The 16,275-nt window shown below is 47.6% G+C and carries 20 protein-coding genes; all 20 read right to left on the minus strand.

Annotated elements, in window-relative coordinates:
• Positions 1-4: 4 nt before the first annotated feature.
• The 20 genes from rplE to CLV25_RS01575 all read right to left on the minus strand — a co-directional run bounded on the left by rplE (position 5) and on the right by CLV25_RS01575 (position 16,245).
• Positions 5-562 (minus strand): 50S ribosomal protein L5, encoded by a 558-nt coding sequence (gene rplE / locus CLV25_RS01480; RefSeq protein WP_131837862.1) that lies wholly within the window; start codon positions 560-562, stop codon positions 5-7.
• Entirely contained in the window at positions 562-882 is a 321-nt protein-coding gene (gene rplX, locus CLV25_RS01485; protein WP_131837863.1) for a 50S ribosomal protein L24, read from the minus strand. The genes rplE and rplX overlap by 1 nt, the downstream gene beginning before the upstream one ends.
• Before the next feature lie 20 nt (positions 883-902).
• Positions 903-1,268: a 50S ribosomal protein L14 gene (gene rplN, locus CLV25_RS01490; RefSeq protein ID WP_131837864.1), complete on the minus strand. Its 366-nt coding sequence runs from the start codon at positions 1,266-1,268 to the stop codon at positions 903-905.
• A gap of 2 nt (positions 1,269-1,270) precedes the next feature.
• A complete protein-coding gene (gene rpsQ, locus CLV25_RS01495) occupies positions 1,271-1,525 on the minus strand; it encodes a 30S ribosomal protein S17 (RefSeq protein ID WP_131837865.1) in 255 nt (84 codons plus the stop codon).
• Between the two features lie 12 nt (positions 1,526-1,537).
• On the minus strand, positions 1,538-1,732 hold the full coding sequence (gene rpmC, locus CLV25_RS01500) for a 50S ribosomal protein L29 (RefSeq protein ID WP_131837866.1): 195 nt from the start codon (positions 1,730-1,732) through the stop codon (positions 1,538-1,540).
• Between the two features lie 15 nt (positions 1,733-1,747).
• Positions 1,748-2,167 (minus strand): 50S ribosomal protein L16, encoded by a 420-nt coding sequence (gene rplP, locus CLV25_RS01505; protein WP_131837867.1) that lies wholly within the window; start codon positions 2,165-2,167, stop codon positions 1,748-1,750.
• Between the two features lie 27 nt (positions 2,168-2,194).
• Positions 2,195-2,923, minus strand: coding sequence for a 30S ribosomal protein S3 (rpsC, locus tag CLV25_RS01510; protein WP_131837868.1), 729 nt, complete (start codon positions 2,921-2,923; stop codon positions 2,195-2,197).
• Positions 2,924-2,928: 5 nt separating this feature from the next.
• Complete coding sequence (gene rplV, locus CLV25_RS01515) at positions 2,929-3,342, minus strand: 50S ribosomal protein L22 (RefSeq protein WP_131837869.1); 414 nt, start codon at positions 3,340-3,342, stop codon at positions 2,929-2,931.
• Between the two features lie 31 nt (positions 3,343-3,373).
• Positions 3,374-3,643: a 30S ribosomal protein S19 gene (gene rpsS / locus CLV25_RS01520; RefSeq protein ID WP_131837870.1), complete on the minus strand. Its 270-nt coding sequence runs from the start codon at positions 3,641-3,643 to the stop codon at positions 3,374-3,376.
• 19 nt (positions 3,644-3,662) lie between these two features.
• Positions 3,663-4,487 carry a 50S ribosomal protein L2 gene (rplB, locus tag CLV25_RS01525; protein WP_131837871.1) on the minus strand — a complete coding sequence of 275 codons (825 nt, stop codon included), beginning with the start codon at positions 4,485-4,487 and terminating at the stop codon, positions 3,663-3,665.
• A 5-nt stretch (positions 4,488-4,492) separates the two neighbouring features.
• Complete coding sequence (gene rplW, locus CLV25_RS01530; RefSeq protein WP_131837872.1) at positions 4,493-4,783, minus strand: 50S ribosomal protein L23; 291 nt, start codon at positions 4,781-4,783, stop codon at positions 4,493-4,495.
• Between the two features lie 11 nt (positions 4,784-4,794).
• Positions 4,795-5,427: a 50S ribosomal protein L4 gene (gene rplD / locus CLV25_RS01535; protein ID WP_131837873.1), complete on the minus strand. Its 633-nt coding sequence runs from the start codon at positions 5,425-5,427 to the stop codon at positions 4,795-4,797.
• Complete coding sequence (rplC, locus tag CLV25_RS01540) at positions 5,427-6,050, minus strand: 50S ribosomal protein L3 (protein WP_131837874.1); 624 nt, start codon at positions 6,048-6,050, stop codon at positions 5,427-5,429. The genes rplD and rplC overlap by 1 nt, the downstream gene beginning before the upstream one ends.
• A gap of 51 nt (positions 6,051-6,101) precedes the next feature.
• Positions 6,102-6,407 (minus strand): 30S ribosomal protein S10, encoded by a 306-nt coding sequence (gene rpsJ / locus CLV25_RS01545; protein ID WP_131837875.1) that lies wholly within the window; start codon positions 6,405-6,407, stop codon positions 6,102-6,104.
• Between the two features lie 16 nt (positions 6,408-6,423).
• Positions 6,424-8,493, minus strand: coding sequence for an elongation factor G (gene fusA / locus CLV25_RS01550; protein WP_394345233.1), 2,070 nt, complete (start codon positions 8,491-8,493; stop codon positions 6,424-6,426).
• Positions 8,494-8,563: 70 nt separating this feature from the next.
• Positions 8,564-9,040: a 30S ribosomal protein S7 gene (gene rpsG, locus CLV25_RS01555; protein ID WP_131837877.1), complete on the minus strand. Its 477-nt coding sequence runs from the start codon at positions 9,038-9,040 to the stop codon at positions 8,564-8,566.
• 26 nt (positions 9,041-9,066) lie between these two features.
• Positions 9,067-9,486: a 30S ribosomal protein S12 gene (rpsL, locus tag CLV25_RS01560; RefSeq protein WP_131837878.1), complete on the minus strand. Its 420-nt coding sequence runs from the start codon at positions 9,484-9,486 to the stop codon at positions 9,067-9,069.
• A 457-nt stretch (positions 9,487-9,943) separates the two neighbouring features.
• A complete protein-coding gene (locus CLV25_RS01565) occupies positions 9,944-12,871 on the minus strand; it encodes an FN3 associated domain-containing protein (RefSeq protein WP_165876956.1) in 2,928 nt (975 codons plus the stop codon).
• 310 nt (positions 12,872-13,181) lie between these two features.
• Positions 13,182-14,948, minus strand: coding sequence for a class I mannose-6-phosphate isomerase (locus tag CLV25_RS01570; RefSeq protein ID WP_243649577.1), 1,767 nt, complete (start codon positions 14,946-14,948; stop codon positions 13,182-13,184).
• A gap of 13 nt (positions 14,949-14,961) precedes the next feature.
• Positions 14,962-16,245, minus strand: coding sequence for a GH36-type glycosyl hydrolase domain-containing protein (locus CLV25_RS01575; protein WP_131837880.1), 1,284 nt, complete (start codon positions 16,243-16,245; stop codon positions 14,962-14,964).
• Positions 16,246-16,275 lie beyond the last annotated feature (30 nt).

Consider the following 16,275-nt stretch of genomic DNA (forward strand, 5'->3'; position numbering starts at 1 on the left):
TCGATTAGTTCTTTTTAGCGTTTTTAAATGGTAATCCGAACCCTTTAAGAAGTGCGTAAGCTTCTTCGTCAGTTTTCGCTGTAGTAACGAACGTAATCTCCATTCCTAGAATCTTGGTAATCTTATCGATATCAATTTCTGGGAAGATGATTTGCTCTTGAACACCTAAAGTGTAGTTACCTTGTCCGTCGAACTTCTCTGGAATACCGTTAAAGTCGCGAACACGTGGCATTGCAATACAGATAAGTCTGTTAAGGAACTCATACATGTTCACGTTACGGAGAGTAACCTTAACCCCGATAGGCATGCCCTTACGAAGTTTAAAGTTCGCAATATCCTTACGAGAATTGGTAGCTACAGCCTTTTGGCCCGCAATAGCGGTAAGCTCATTGATTGCAACTTCGATGATTTTCTTGTCGGCAACTGCCTGACCTAACCCTTGGTTGATAACGATTTTTTCCAACCGGGGTGCTTGCATAACGCTCTTGTAACCGAATTCCTTCACAAGTGCAGGAACGATTTCCTCGTTATACTTCTTCTTTAATGTAGGTACGTAACTCATTACTTAATTACCTCCCCTGATTTTTTTGCATAACGCACTGATTTATTGTTCTCATCGCGTTTTCTACCGATACGAGATGGTTTTCCGGTAGATGGGTCTACGATCATTAAGTTCGAGAGGTTGATAGACGCCTCTTGCTTAACGATTCCACCTTGAGGGTTCTTTGCGTTTGGCTTGGTATGCTTAGATACCATGTTAACGCCCTCAACCACGGCACGATTTTCTTTCACAAGAACCTCTAGCACGCGGCCTTGCTTACCTTTATCGTCACCAGCGATAACGTAAACGAGGTCCCCTTTTTTTACGTGTAATTTGCGCATTTTATGTTTCGTTTTTTGCGTTATAACACTTCTGGAGCAAGCGAAACGATCTTCATATTGATATCGCGCAGCTCTCTAGCTACTGGCCCGAAGATACGGGTTCCACGCATTTCGCCTTGGTTGTTAAGAAGCACAACAGCATTATCGTCGAAACGAATGTACGAGCCATCCTGACGACGAATCTCCTTCTTGGTTCTTACAACGATAGCCTTAGATACGGTACCCTTCTTGATGTCGCCAGAGGGCATAGCACTCTTAACGGTAACAACGATTTTATCGCCAATTCCGGCATATCGCTTACCTGTACCGCCAAGGACGCGGATGCAAAGGACTTCCTTTGCTCCGCTATTATCTGCTACTGATAATCTACTTTCCTGCTGAATCATAATTACTTAACTCTTTCAATAATTTCAACAAGTCTCCAGCGCTTAGTCTTGCTCAATGGACGAGTTTCCATAATCTTGATGGTATCGCCTTCGTTGCAAGTGTTAGTTTCGTCGTGGGCTACAAATTTAGTAGTTTTATTGACGAATTTACCATATATAGGGTGCTTTACTTTACGTTTTACAGCAACAACTACAGATTTCTCCATCTTATTGCTGACAACGACCCCGATTCTCTCTTTTCTAAGATTTCTTTCCATGGTTCGCTTGCGTTACTTGTTCTGTTCTTTTTGTGCCAGAATGGTGAGCAGACGCGCAACATTCCTACGGCTCTTCTTAATAAGCATAGGGTTATCAAGTGGAGATACGGTATGGTTGATTTTCATCTTAACCAGCTCCCCTTTCTCGGTAGCGATACGCTCGAGGATATCCTTGCTAGACATTTCTCTAACTTCGTTGGCTTTCATTTTGCTTCCTCCTGATTATTCAACGTAATCACGTCTTACGACGAATTTAGTGTTAATAGGAAGCTTTTGAGCACCAAGGCGAAGTGCTTCCTTTGCTACTTCGAGAGATACCCCCTCTGCCTCCATTATGATTCTACCTGGTGATACGGGGGCAACGAATGCTTCTGGAGCACCCTTACCCTTACCCATACGTACTTCGGCAGGTTTTTTGGTGATAGGCTTATCAGGGAAGATACGAATCCAGATTTGTCCTTCACGCTTCATAAAACGAACCACAGCTTGACGGGCAGCTTCTATTTGGCGACCGGTGATCCAGGTTTCTTCTAGAGCCTTGATGCCAAACGACCCAAAGGCAAGCTGATGTCCTCGTTGGGAGTTCCCCTTCATCTTGCCCTTTTGGACTCTTCTATACTTTGTCTTTTTAGGCTGTAACATTTCTTAAAAGCTTTTCTCTTTCAACGATTACTTTCTTTTCTTCTTTGCACCGCCCTTGTTTTGGCGTGGAGCACCTCCTTGCGATGGAGCGCCTTGACCTTGGTATCCTGCATTAGGAGATAGATCGCGCTTACCGTAAACGAGGCCCTTGCAAATCCATACCTTAATACCTAGTACACCAACCTTGGTAACGGCTTCGGCGAGTGCATAATCGATATCGGCACGGAAGGTGTGCAATGGAATACGACCCTCTTTGTAGGTTTCAGTACGAGCCATTTCTGCACCACCAACGCGGCCAGAAATTTGGATCTTGATACCTTCGGCGCCCATACGAATAGTAGACGCAATTGCCATTTTAATGGCACGACGGTACGAAATACGTCCTTCTACTTGACGGGCGATATTGTTGGCTACGATGGCAGCATCGAGCTCGGGGCGTTTTACCTCAAAGATGTTGATTTGAACTTCCTTGCTGGTAATCTTCTTGAGCTCTTCTTTCAGTTTGTCTACCTCTTGGCCACCTTTTCCAATGATGATACCTGGACGAGCAGTGTGGATAGTAACCGTGATGAGCTTAAGCGTTCTTTCAATGACGATCTTAGCAAGGCTAGCCTTTGCCAGACGTGCATTAAGGTATTCGCGGATCTTGGTATCTTCTACCAGTTTCTGAGCGAAGCTATCTCCACCGAACCAGTTCGAATCCCATCCACGGACGATACCTAGACGATTTGCTATTGGATTAACTTTTTGTCCCATTCGATTTAGCTTTTAACTTCTGTTTCTTTTTTTTCGCCAACCACGATGGTTACATGGTTAGATCTCTTACGGATACGATGTGCACGGCCTTGTGGAGCGGGTTGTACGCGCTTCAACATTTTGCCTTCATCTACGAAAATCTCGGCAACAACGAGGTTGGTCTCGTCAAGACGAGCACCTTCGTTCTTTGCTTGCCAGTTGGCAATAGCCGAGAGCAACAGTTTTTCGAGCTTAATCGAAGCTTCCTTCTTGGTAAACTTAAGAATACCCAAAGCTTTGTTTACTTCTACACCACGGATAAGGTCTGCTACCAGCCTCATCTTTCGTGGCGAGCTGGGACAGTTGCGAAGGATTGCAATTGCCTTCTGCTTCTTTTCGGCCTTTAGTCTATCGGCCATTATTCTTTTTCTTGCACCCATTGTAATCTACGATCGATTTCGGTGTTAGCTACTATTTTTTCTTATTTCCGCCGTGTCCACGATAGGTACGAGTTGGAGCAAACTCTCCAAGCTTATGCCCTACCATGTTCTCGGTAACGTAAACAGGAATAAACTTGTTTCCGTTGTGTACGGCTACAGTATGACCTACGAAGTCTGGAGATATAACGCTGGCTCTAGACCAAGTCTTAATAACAACCTTCTTGTTGCTATCATTCATCTCGATGATGCGCTTCTCCAGTTTAGGCTCAATGTATGGTCCTTTCTTCAGTGAACGACTCATGGCGAATTCAATTAATCAATTACTTCTTTCTTCTATCAATAATGAACTTAGAGGAACCCTTCTTCTTGTTACGGGTCTTGTAGCCCTTAGCAGGCATACCCTTACGCGATCTTGGGTGACCTCCCGACTGACGTCCTTCACCACCACCCATTGGGTGATCTACTGGGTTCATTGACACACCTCTATTCCTAGGTCTACGTCCAAGCCATCTCTCTCTACCAGCTTTACCGCTTACTTCAAGAGCGTGGTCGGGGTTAGATACTGTGCCTACAGTAGCACGGCAAGTAGTAAGTACCATACGAGTTTCGCCTGATGGCAACTTAAGTACGGCATATTTACCCTCACGGGCTAGTAGCTGGGCGTAGGTTCCGGCGCTACGTGCCATCACAGCACCTTGTCCAGGATGCAACTCGATGTTGTGTACTACAGTACCGAGTGGCATTTCGCCCAATGGAAGCGTGTTGCCAATTTCTGGAGCAACGCCTGTTCCTGAAACGATCTTTTGTCCAACCTTAAGGCCAGTTGGTGCAATGATGTAACGCTTTTCCCCATCAGGGTAGGTTACCAATGCAATACGAGCACTACGGTTTGGATCGTACTCAATCGTCTTCACGGTTGCAGCCATTCCATCCTTGTCTCTCTTGAAGTCGATGATACGGTACATCTTCTTATGACCACCACCAATATAGCGCATGGTCATCTTACCGCTGTTATTACGTCCACCGCTTCTCTTAAGAGGCTTTAGCAACGATTTCTCAGGTGTCGAGCAAGTGATATCGTCGAATGCACCTATAATCTTATGTCTGGTACCCGGTGTTACGGGCTTAAACTTCCTTAACGCCATTTCTCCTAGATATTGCTATAAAAATCAATCTTATCTCCACTCTTCAAGGTCACGATTGCCTTCTTAAACGAGTTGGTTTTACCAACTAGCAAACCGGCCTTGGTGTAGCGTGATTTTCTCTTACCTGCGTAACGCATAGTGTTCACATCGGCAACAGTCACACCATAAAGTTCCTCAACGGCCTTTTTGATTTCGATCTTGTTAGCCTTGTTATCAACTATGAAACCGTAACGATTCAATTTCTCGCCCAGAATCGTCATTTTTTCGGTTAGTATTGGCTTAAAAATAATCTCCATTTCTAGTTGAATTACGAAATACCAAACATTCTGTTTATAACCTCGAACGACCCTTCGGTCACGAGTAGGCTTTGCGCGTTCATCACATCGTAGGTGTTAAGATCGGCTGCGCGAACTACCTTTACGTTTGGTAGGTTACGAGCTGATAGCGCAACTACTGGGTTAACGTCAGAAACTACGAAAAGCAGCTTGTGATCGGCAACCTTTAGGTTGTTGATGATGCTAACAAATTCCTTTGTCTTTGGAGCTTCGAAGTTGAAGCCTTCAACTACGTTGATGGCAGCGTTCTTAGCCTTGTAGGCAAGGGCGCTACGACGAGCAACAAGCTTCGTTTTCTTATTCAACTTAAAGCTGTAGTCGCGTGGTACTGGACCAAAAATACGTCCCCCACCAACAAAAACTGGCGACTTGATGCTACCTGCACGAGCGGTACCGGTACCCTTTTGGCGCTTAAGCTTACGGGTTGAACCTGATACTTCGTTACGCTGCTTCGACTTAGCAGTTCCTTGGCGTTGGTTAGCCAGGTACTGTTTTACGTCGAGGTAGATACAGTGATCGTTTGGCTCAACGCCAAAGATGCTGTCTTGCAGGGTTACCTTTCTTCCGGTATCCTGACCGGCGATGTTGTAAACTGCTAATTCCATTACTCCTCAATGATTAAGTATGAACCCTTTGCTCCAGGAATAGATCCTTTTACTAGTAGTAGGTTGTTCTCTGGGATAACCTTAAGAACTTTAAGGTTAAGCACCTTTACCTGATCGCCACCCATACGGCCAGCAAGACGCTTGCCCTTGAATACGCGAGATGGGTAAGATGATGCACCCATAGAACCGGGGTGACGCTGGCGGTTGTGCTGACCGTGAGTTTGGCCACCTACACCACCGAAGCCGTGACGCTTTACCACACCCTGAAAACCTTTACCTTTAGAGATTCCGGTAACGTCAACCCAGTCGCCCTCTTCGAAGAGTTCGCCTACGGTTACTACATCACCAAGAAGGTACTCCTTCACAAAGTCGTTGCCAAACTCAGCAAGCTTGCGCTTTGGAGTGGTGTTAGCTTTCTTGAAGTGTCCTAAGAGGCTGTTGCTGGTTTGCTTTTCCTTCTTTTCGTCATAGGCAAGTTGGAGAGCAGAGTAGCCATCTACTTCCGCATTCTTAACCTGCGTAACTACGCATGGACCAGCCTCAATAACAGTGCATGGAATGTTTTTTCCCTCGGCACTGAAAACGGAAGTCATTCCGATTTTTTTTCCAATTAGACCTGGCATTGTTTAAAAATTAAAATATAACAGCTTTAGTAACTAAAGTTCTAGTTTCTATCACACCTTGATCTCAACTTCAACACCGCTTGGAAGTTCTAACTTCATAAGAGCATCAATGGTCTTAGGAGTTGAACTGTAGATGTCAAGCAGACGCTTAAAGGTGCTTAATTCGAACTGCTCGCGGCTCTTCTTGTTAACGAAGGTCGAGCGGTTTACGGTGAAGATCTTCTTGTGAGTTGGAAGTGGAATTGGGCCACTTACAACTGCGCCGGTAGACTTCACGGTCTTAACGATCTTCTCAGCAGACTTGTCAACCAAGGTATGATCGTAAGATTTCAATTTGATTCTTATCTTTTGGCTCATTTTACTTTTTTGTTGATTATTCTACACTCTTAATGCGGCCTTGAGACTTCTCGATGATGTCCTTAGCAAGGTTTTGCGAAACCTCATCGTAGTGCGAGAACTCCATAGTAGAAGTTGCACGACCAGAGGTTAGAGTACGAAGTACGGTTACGTAACCGAACATCTCTGATAGTGGCACCTTAGCCTTAACAACACGTGCACCACCTCTTGAGTCCATGTTAACGATTTGGCCACGACGCTTGTTGAAGTCACCGATTACATCACCCATGCTCTCTTCTGGAGTAACAACTTCAACCGACATGATAGGCTCTAGAAGCACTGGACGTGCCTTTGGAGATGCCTGACGGAAGGCGTTACGTGCACAGATTTCGAACGAAAGGGCATCGGAGTCAACTGGGTGGAACGAACCGTCCTTAAGGGTTACCTTCAAGCTCTCAACAGTGTAACCTGCCAAGCAGCCGTTAGCCATTGCCGAAGCAAATCCCTTTTGGATTGATGGGATATATTCCTTAGGAATGTTACCACCTTTAACAACGTCAACAAACTGAAGACCTACGTGACCTTCGTCTGCTGGTCCAATCTCAACGATGATGTCGGCGAACTTACCACGACCACCAGTTTGCTTCTTGAACACTTCGCGGTGCTCAACTTTTCCGGTGATAGCTTCTTTGTAGTTAACCTGAGGAGCACCTTGGTTGATTTCAACGTTGAATTCGCGACGTAGTCGGTCTACGATGATTTCAAGGTGAAGTTCACCCATACCGCTAATTACAGTTTGACCAGACTCTTCGTCGGTTCTTACGGTAAAGGTAGGATCCTCTTCCGAAAGCTTATTAAGAGCTACGCCAAGCTTATCAAGATCCTTTTGAGTCTTAGGCTCAATAGCAAGACCGATAACTGGTTCTGGGAAGCTCATCGACTCAAGAACAATCTTGTTGTTCTCTTCGCAGATGGTATCGCCGGTGCGAACATCCTTGAAACCAACTACTGCGCAAATGTCACCAGCTTCGATAAATTCTACTGGATTTTGCTTGTTAGCGTGCATTTGGAAGATACGCGATACGCGCTCTTTCTTGTTCGAACGGCTATTGTATACGTAAGAACCTGCATCGATACGTCCAGAGTAGATACGAACGAAAGCTAAACGACCTACGAATGGGTCGGTAGCAATCTTAAATGCTAAACCTGCAAGAGGTTCCTTTGCATCTGGGTGACGAACTACCTCTTCTTCAGTATCAGGGTTAGTTCCAACTACTGAATCCACGTCCATTGGACTTGGAAGGTATTGGATTACGGCATCTAGTAGGTATTGAACACCCTTGTTCTTGAAAGAAGAGCCACACATCATAGGAACAACCTTCATAGCGATGGTTGCCTGACGAAGCGCAGCAATGATTTGATCTGCAGAGATCGAATCTGGATCTTCGAAGAACATTTCCATTAGGGTATCGTCAAATTCAGCGATAGCTTCAACAAGCTGACCTCTGTATTCTGCTACCTCAGCCTCTAGCTCAGCAGGAACGTCAACAACCTTAAAAGGATCTTTCTCGTTGTTGCTATCCCAAACGTAAGCTTTCTTGTAAACTAGATCGACAATACCACGGAACTTATCTTCTGCTCCAATTGGAACAACGATAGGTACAGGATTTGCGCCAAGGCGCTCCTTAACCTGCGCAACAACGTTGAAGAAGTCTGCGCCAATACGGTCCATCTTGTTCACGTAACCAATACGTGGAACTTTGTACTTGTCAGCCTGACGCCATACTGTTTCCGACTGAGGCTCAACGCCACCAACGGCACAGAAAGTGGCAACAGCGCCATCGAGAACACGGAGAGAACGCTCTACCTCAACAGTAAAGTCTACGTGACCTGGGGTGTCGATGATGTTGATCTTATGAGTCTTATCACCGAAATTCCAAAAGGTAGTAGTTGCAGCAGAGGTAATGGTGATACCACGCTCCTGCTCCTGTACCATCCAGTCCATGGTCGCGCCACCATCGTGTACTTCACCGATCTTGTGAGTCTTACCGGTGAAGTAAAGGATACGCTCGGTAGTTGTAGTCTTACCAGCGTCGATGTGCGCCATGATCCCGATATTTCTAGTATATTGTAAATCTTTGCTCATGAATGCTGTACCTTTTCGTCAAATTTGTTAATTAAAATCTGAAGTGAGCAAATGCCTTGTTCGCTTCAGCCATCTTGTGCATATCTTCGCGACGCTTGAATGCACCACCTTCCTCGTTAAAAGCAGCCATAATTTCTGCAGCAAGCTTCTCAGCCATGGTACGTCCCGAACGCTTACGAGCGTAAAGGATAAGATTTTTCATAGCAAGAGACACCTTTCTTTCAGCACGCACCTCGATTGGCACCTGGAAAGTTGCACCACCAACACGGCGAGACTTAACCTCTACGTGTGGAGTTACGTTGTCAATTGCCTTTTTCCATATTTCTAAAGGAGCCTTTTCTGAGTCCTTCATCTTCTCACCTACCAAATCCATCGCATTGTAGAAGATGGTGTAGGCAATACTCTTCTTTCCATCCAGCATCAGGTTGTTTACAAACCTGGTTACAAGGGTATCCTTGAACTTGGGATCTGGAAGTAGAATCCTTTTTTTAGGCTTCGTCTTTCTCATCTAACTAATTTTCAAATAGTTTTTAATTACTTCTTCTTGCCTTTTGCTGGTGCAGCAGCTGCGCCACCCTTACCTGCTTTTGGCTTTTTGGTTCCGTACTTAGAACGACGTTGGTTACGTCCTTCTACACCAGCGGCATCTAACGCACCGCGAACAAGGTGGTAACGAACACCTGGGAGGTCCTTAACACGACCACCACGAACTAGCACGATTGAGTGCTCTTGAAGGTTGTGACCTTCACCTGGAATGTAAGCGGTTACCTCTAACCCGTTGGTAAGACGAACACGAGCTACCTTACGCATAGCTGAGTTTGGCTTCTTAGGGGTTGTGGTATACACGCGGGTACATACCCCACGACGTTGTGGGCATGCGTCCAAAGCAGGAGCCTTACTCTTGTACTCCTTCTTTGTCCTTCCTTTTCTAACTAACTGTTGAATAGTAGGCATAAAAGTTACTTGCTTTTGTTTTGTAACGATTCTAGGTACACTTTAACAAATTGGCTTGCAAAGGTATTTCTTTTTTTCGTTAACGCCAAGCATTTAGACTTCTATTTAAAAGTATTTTGATTGCTTTTGAACCATTTACAGATTGGCTTGTAGCACGGTAGACGACTCTTTCCCACCATTTCAAAGAATGATTAGAACACCACTGATATATTGCACTTTAAACCAATTCTATAAAGAGATAGTATCGTTTGCAACAAAGCGGCCAAAACACGTCCTGATTAAGGGATCAGAAGGCTTATAAAACTTATATTTATGAATTTTTAACTTTAAACTGTCTGTTTTTACTGCCTCCAAGAGAAAGCAAGCCCAGCCAGCAAGAAAAAAGACTTGCGAAAGCTGGGCTTGCACCATGCTCGGTTACCCGAATAGATACGTCAGTTGCGAATGCTTTGTAGGCCTACTCTACGATTAACTCATCCATAAACACCCATGCGTTTCCGCAAGCACCTCCATGCCAAGAAGGACATACACCCATATTCTTAGCGGTAACCCTTACATAGCGAACCTTCTCCTTTGGAAACGACACCACAACAGAAACTATCTCCTTTTTATCGAACCGCTCCTTTATACTAAAAGATTGCTCGCCAACCTTCTTGAAAGATTTTCCATTCAATGACACCTCCACTGTAAATGCTAAAGGGGTAAAAATCCATTCGGGCTGATACTGCAAAAAGCGGGTAGACACCTTCCTTACCTCTACAGGGCTATCCCATTCGAGCAGAAAGGCTACGTCGTCTTTATCCTTTCCAATCCATTGTCCATCGCGGTAAGTATCACCACCATGCTTACCATCCATTAGGGTGTAAATACCATATAATGGAAGATGGCTTTCGCTTAGAGTAAAAAGCGGCGTTATGCTTGGGTAGTCGTAGCGGTTGATAACATTACCTGAATTAGCGGCATCTCGGAAATGTAACTTTTCGAATGCCACCTCCGATATGAGGCTTTGCTCGTTTCCTTTAATTGCAATAGCCTTTACAACCGTGCTTTTATCAATGCTGAATGGCTTCTGATATAATGTGCTACGCAGCGATGGCTCACTTCTATCCAGCGTATAGCGTATTTGAGTACCAGCATCAGCAAGGAGCTCTACCGACCTGCGATTTACAAAGTACGAACGGTAGCTACGCACATAGGGAGATGCTAGCCCCTTCTTTACAATCGAAACGGCACCATCTTTGCCTACAAAAGCCTCCTCGCCGTAGCTAAATGGGCCAAACGACTGCCCATCGCGAGAAACTGTAAAGCCAAACTCATCCATCTCGAAAGAATAGGAATGTCCTCTAAAGAGGTACCCTTGCAACGAGGACCTACCCAACTCGAGGCTGTAGTGAGGGTTTACAAACATCGTACCATCGATATTGGGCTTAATGCCGAAAAGGCCAAACATAACCGCCTCTACACCTGCCCCAGACGATATCTGAATAGGCATTGAGGATTCGTCCTGAAGAGGCTCGTTAGCCCGTAGATTCTGACCGAGGTACGGAAAATAGTCGGCATAGCGGCTGAATCGGGAGAGGATTGTCCAAGCGAGAGGCCCCTGCCCCATACCGTATAGGTTGCGGGCAAGACGCAGCGGTACACCCGTAAAGGAGCCTCCTCCGCCCCAATCGGAATCGATAAGATCCCAGCGCACCTTATCCTGCCTCGATATAGAATACACGCTATATGGGCCCAAAAACTCCTGATCGTTCAAATGGGAGATGATGCCCATCCGCTCCTCGTCGGTGATGGCGTTGGTACCAAGCAGATCGAAGAGGTGGTTGCTGTAGAGCGGCTCCCTACGGCCATCGGGGTAAATATTATCGAACCAGCGGGTAGATCTATTCCAAAGTTTGGCATGCATGCGGTCGTTCAGGTCGTTGGCGTAGCCTCGGAACTTGGAGGCATCGCCATCGTTACGCAGGGTGCACCATCCATCTAGCCAGCGATAGAGATCGACAGCCAAGCCATTTACCACGGGGACAACCCCGCTGTAGCCGTCGGTGCGCATCTCGATGAGCTCCTCGTTCTTCCGTCCCATATCCATCAACCCAGTGAAGGGAGAGCGGTACTTGACGTGGAGTAAGTCTCCCCAAGACTTCATCCACTCCATGACGCTTTTGCCCGCAACCTGCTCGTCGAGGAAGGCCACATCGCCAGTTTGGCGGAGGTAGGCGTCTATCATCGTTTTAAGGGCAAAGGGCTCCTGAATGTAAAAGATGCCGTCTCCCCCGCCCTGCCAAGAGATGTAGGTGCTTTTAAGCTTGCCCTCCTTCATGGCCACCAAGATGGTGCGCTTCATGCTGGCCGGGTCCATTATCGATATGGCATCGGAGGCAAAAGAGTTATCCCAAGTAATGGTGAATACCCACGAGCCCACCGACCAGAATGGGTTGATGATAAAGTTCTCGCGCTCCCAGCGGCACTCGAGCATGGTGGCGATACAGCGCCTATAAAAATCTTCGAGGCGGCGGTTATCGGAGCGCAGCTCGGGTAGACGGCTCGATGCGAAGCTCAGCCGCTGCCGGGTATCCTTTATGGCCCCATCGAAGCGGTCCGCCACTGCACCATCGGTGGCTGCTGTAGCGGCATCCTTACGCCCCATTTTTATGGCGATATAAACCTCACGGCTACCCTTTGCTGGTACCTCTACGTACCATCCCCGGCTATCGACATCGGGAATGGAGGACGAAAGGCTTACCTGATAGTCGCCCGCGGCTAGCACGAAAGGCGATAGGCGGCTAGAGGCGGCGGCATTATCTTTTGCCAGCACCTGCTGGTTGGGAATAAGCGAGAGCTTTAGCGGCTGCGGCTCCCTGTTGGTTAGCACCATCCGCAGGATAACCTCATCGGCTTTTGCCGAGGCTACGGTCTCCGTTTTTATGCCAAACGAGACCGTTTTGCGGCTGTACTCCTTATGGAATGTACCCTGACGAACATAGCGGTTGGGCTCCCAGTACTCGTCCTGCGTAACGGGGATGGTGGCAAACCCTGAGCGGAAGTTGGCTCCCAGCGGATCGGTTCCGGAGCCGAAGCGAATCCACTCCTCCCAAAGATCGGGAACGTTATCCTGAATGAGCACGTCGGCATCGTGCTCGTAGAAGTTGAGGAAGAAGCTGTAGTTGGCCAGCTCGATGGGCGGAAACTGAAGGCGGTGGATACCCGTTAGGCTGTAGCGCTTAACGTGGGCCGCCCCGCGCCCGTTGAAGAGCCGCAGCTGGTTATCGGTAAATCGGATCTGCTCGCGCTTCATCCGAAGCGCCTCGGGCGTTAGCCATCCCTGCTGGGCTAGGGCCGCAACGGCAGCCTGCATCACCATCAACAAAAAAACAACCTTTTTCATTATACATAAGGTATTAGCAAAATTGGCTATTCCGAACCTGCTTCGGCGTTGTAGAATACCGCAACTTTTAGTTCTGAATAGCCAACCTATAATATTACTAAATACGATCGAAACGGGGAGTTTTAGCCCCTTTTTCATGGAGATACAAGCGTCTTCGTTCGCATCTCCGCCAAATTGTCAGCGGTGTCCGTTCGGAGTGAGTTCGGAGTGCCTTCGGAGTCCCTTCGGACTTCCCCCAAAATCGCACCATTTTCCGAGCGGTATTCCTGCCATAATGACAGTCTACGAACGAACATCCGAGGGGTAGCATCTACTTGATAAAGGCAACCACCAAAATGGCCTCGGAACCGCCTTGCTGGCGCACCCTTACGCTACCTGCAGCAGCTGGCACCACAAACGTTTCGGCATAGCTGAACTGCTGCGTAAGCCCATTTTCCGAAACCACCTCGACGGAGGTCCCCTCGACGAGGCTCATCACCAGGCATCGGTTGTTGGTGCTAATGGTTACCTCGGAGGCAAAGTGGTAGCGAACAACATCGTAGCTGTGCTTTGGATGGGTTTGCAGATGGTAGAGCTTCCAGTCGTGACCCTCATCGAGCAGGGCGGGATGCGCCACCAGCTCGTTGGGCACGCGCTCGCCCTTACGGTCGAAGCAAAGGTTCTCCATCCCCCTTTCGATGTTAATTGGACGTGGCTTGCCATCGAGATCGAGGCGCAGCCAGTCGTACATCTTAAAGGTGAAGATGTATGGGGTGGTGCTGATTTCGAGAACGAGGTTGTTGATGCCCGATCCGTGAATGGTTCCCGGAGGGATTAGGAAGAGGTCGTGCTTGCGCGAAGGGAGAACCTGCACGTAGCGCTCCACCTCCATGGGCTCGTTGTTGGTAAAGCTGTCGGTAAGGGCCTGCTCAAACTTGGCCGGCTCGATATCCTCCTGAAATCCGAGGTATACCTTGGCGTCGGGCTCGGCATCGAGAATGTAGTAGGTCTCCTCCTGGGTAAAGCTTTCTCCAAACTGCTCGCGGATGTACTCCACCTGAGGATGGCACTGCACCGAGAGGTTTCCGCCGCTATAGGTATCCAAGAAGTCGAATCGGATGGGGAATTCGGTTCCAAACTGCTCGTGGCAGTGGCCCAATACGGCCTTCGCGTCGTGGTACATCAGCCAGTCGAAAGAGATTTCGAGCAGCGTATCGCCACCTTGGATGAGGAGCCCATTCTCGGGAACAATCAGCTCGAACGACCAGGCGTAGTTGGGCACATCGTCATTTAGCCCTTCGATCTTATCCTTAATCCATTGCCCTCCCCAAGCGCCAGGCTCGAACCAAGGGCGCACGCGGAACATGTTTTGGCTCATGGTTGCCAAGGTGGCACGGGCGGCGTCTCCGCCAATCCAGGTAGGCATATCGCGCTGAGCATCGACAAACACATCGACCAGAGCAACCAGCTCCTGCTTACGCCTATTGCAAACCACCCAGTCTACAAAGTAGAATCGCTTGTACATCTTCTTTGCGGCATCGGGCTTAGAGCAGCCAATGTTGGTGATGCTGCCTGCGCGAGAACGAAACTGCAGCTCGTTTTTCGACAGGTCGAGGTAAATGAGCTCCGCGTCCCAATCGAGCAGCGAGGCGCCAACGCCGTAGGCAATGGTAAGCCCGCCTGCAGGCTTAAGGGCCTGCAGCTTTTCGGCAACAAAGAAGTCGGAAAGCGTAAGGGTGGTCCGTTTCCCGAAGATGGGATCGTCGCCGCCAAGAAAAGGCTCCACCATAGCGCTTATATCGCCCTCCGATTTCATGGCGGTAGAGACATCAACCCAAGTTGATGCTACCCCCAGTTTCAGCAGCTCCTTTTCGAGCTCGTTACGGTAATCGTCGAAGAATACGCCTACGTAGCCTTCGAGCAGCACCTGCTTGCAGCCAGCAATGCGGGCAGCAAGGGAGCCGAAGCCTTCGCTAACAGCATCTTCGGACACCTTTAGGCTGGGGTAAATATCGTACTGACCTGCCGTTTCGCCATCTTTATGCAGCGGCAGGAGAAATTGTGCGGTGTTTCTTTTACTATTTAAGTTGCTCATCATACAATTATAAGTTCTACTTCGTGGTGTTAGCCCAGTTCTGAATCATTTGGATAGATTTGTACAGCACGCCAGCCTCGCCTCGGAATGTACCCGAGCCAGAAGGCTTATTATCTACGCTGTACCATTCGTAAAAGCCCTTGTTGGCAATTACACGATCGACCATAGGCTGCATCTGCTCATAGGCCTCCTGAACAAATCCGTAGTGAATAAGCTGCTGAATCATACGAGCACCAAACCAAGTCCAGTCTCCCCCATTTTGGTAGCCATAGGGGTACATCCCCTTTCCAATAAAAGCACCTTGAGGGTATGGAGGATACATGGTAAGACCAATGGTGGCCGCACCAGACTCCTTTACATTTTTAATCATCTTGTCCAACGAAACCTTAATCTCCGCCTTCGAAAGCAGGCCGGCTTCAATTGCAACGGCGGTTCCTCCGTGGTAAAAAATAGCATTCTCGTCGAGTGAAGGGGAGAACGGAGATCCATTTAGGTAGATATGGGGGATGAACTTCTGATTTTTCTTATCCCACAAGTATTTGCGAGAGTTCTTTGCAATGTCGTCCCTTACCGACTTCCAACGAGCCTTTGTGTCTGGAAGAAGCTCCATCATGTTATCTAATGCAATAACAAACATTGCATTGTCGTATATGTCAATGGCGTAGTGGGTGTCGCTAGTTAGGTATACCCCCCACTCGTGCTCGGGCTGCACATCGCCCCAATCGGCGGTGGTAGCACCCCATATTAGGCCATATCGTGCGCTGTAGCGATGGTTTAGCAGATACTCCATTGCCTCCTCCATGCGAACAGCAACGGTTTTGTCGCCTACCTTTTCGGTAAGTATATCGTTTTTACCAGTACGCTTTGCATACTTATATATTGCCTGAATCAAGGAAGTTTCCTGATCTGTCTCCACGGTATTTTTGTGACCAGCATAGCGCGTCTCCAGTTTTGTGTGGATATAGTCGTACCCAGCAGCGGCTTTGCTTTTTGGAATAAAGCCATCCACAATGTTACCATCTACCCCCTGAAGCGTGAAGAATACAAGAAGGTTTTCTTTTACGGTTTTAGCATCGTAGACATCGCAGGCCAGCTCGATAAAGGTATTGTAGTCTCGAATCCATACTTCGCCATAGCCATCGCCAGCATTGAAGCCAGTTTTCATTACCGCTTTGGCTTTCTCAACAATAAGAGGGTAGGTATTATTCGTTTTTACCTTCTCGACCAGCGTTTTGGTCGGATTAATGGCCATCGCCCAAGAGCAGGAAATGGCAAACACAAGCACAAATAGCTGCTTCATAGATATTACTAGTTTAACGTGTTTAGACTT

The sequence above is a fragment of the Acetobacteroides hydrogenigenes genome (genome assembly GCF_004340205.1).
Taxonomy (GTDB): domain Bacteria; phylum Bacteroidota; class Bacteroidia; order Bacteroidales; family ZOR0009; genus Acetobacteroides; species Acetobacteroides hydrogenigenes.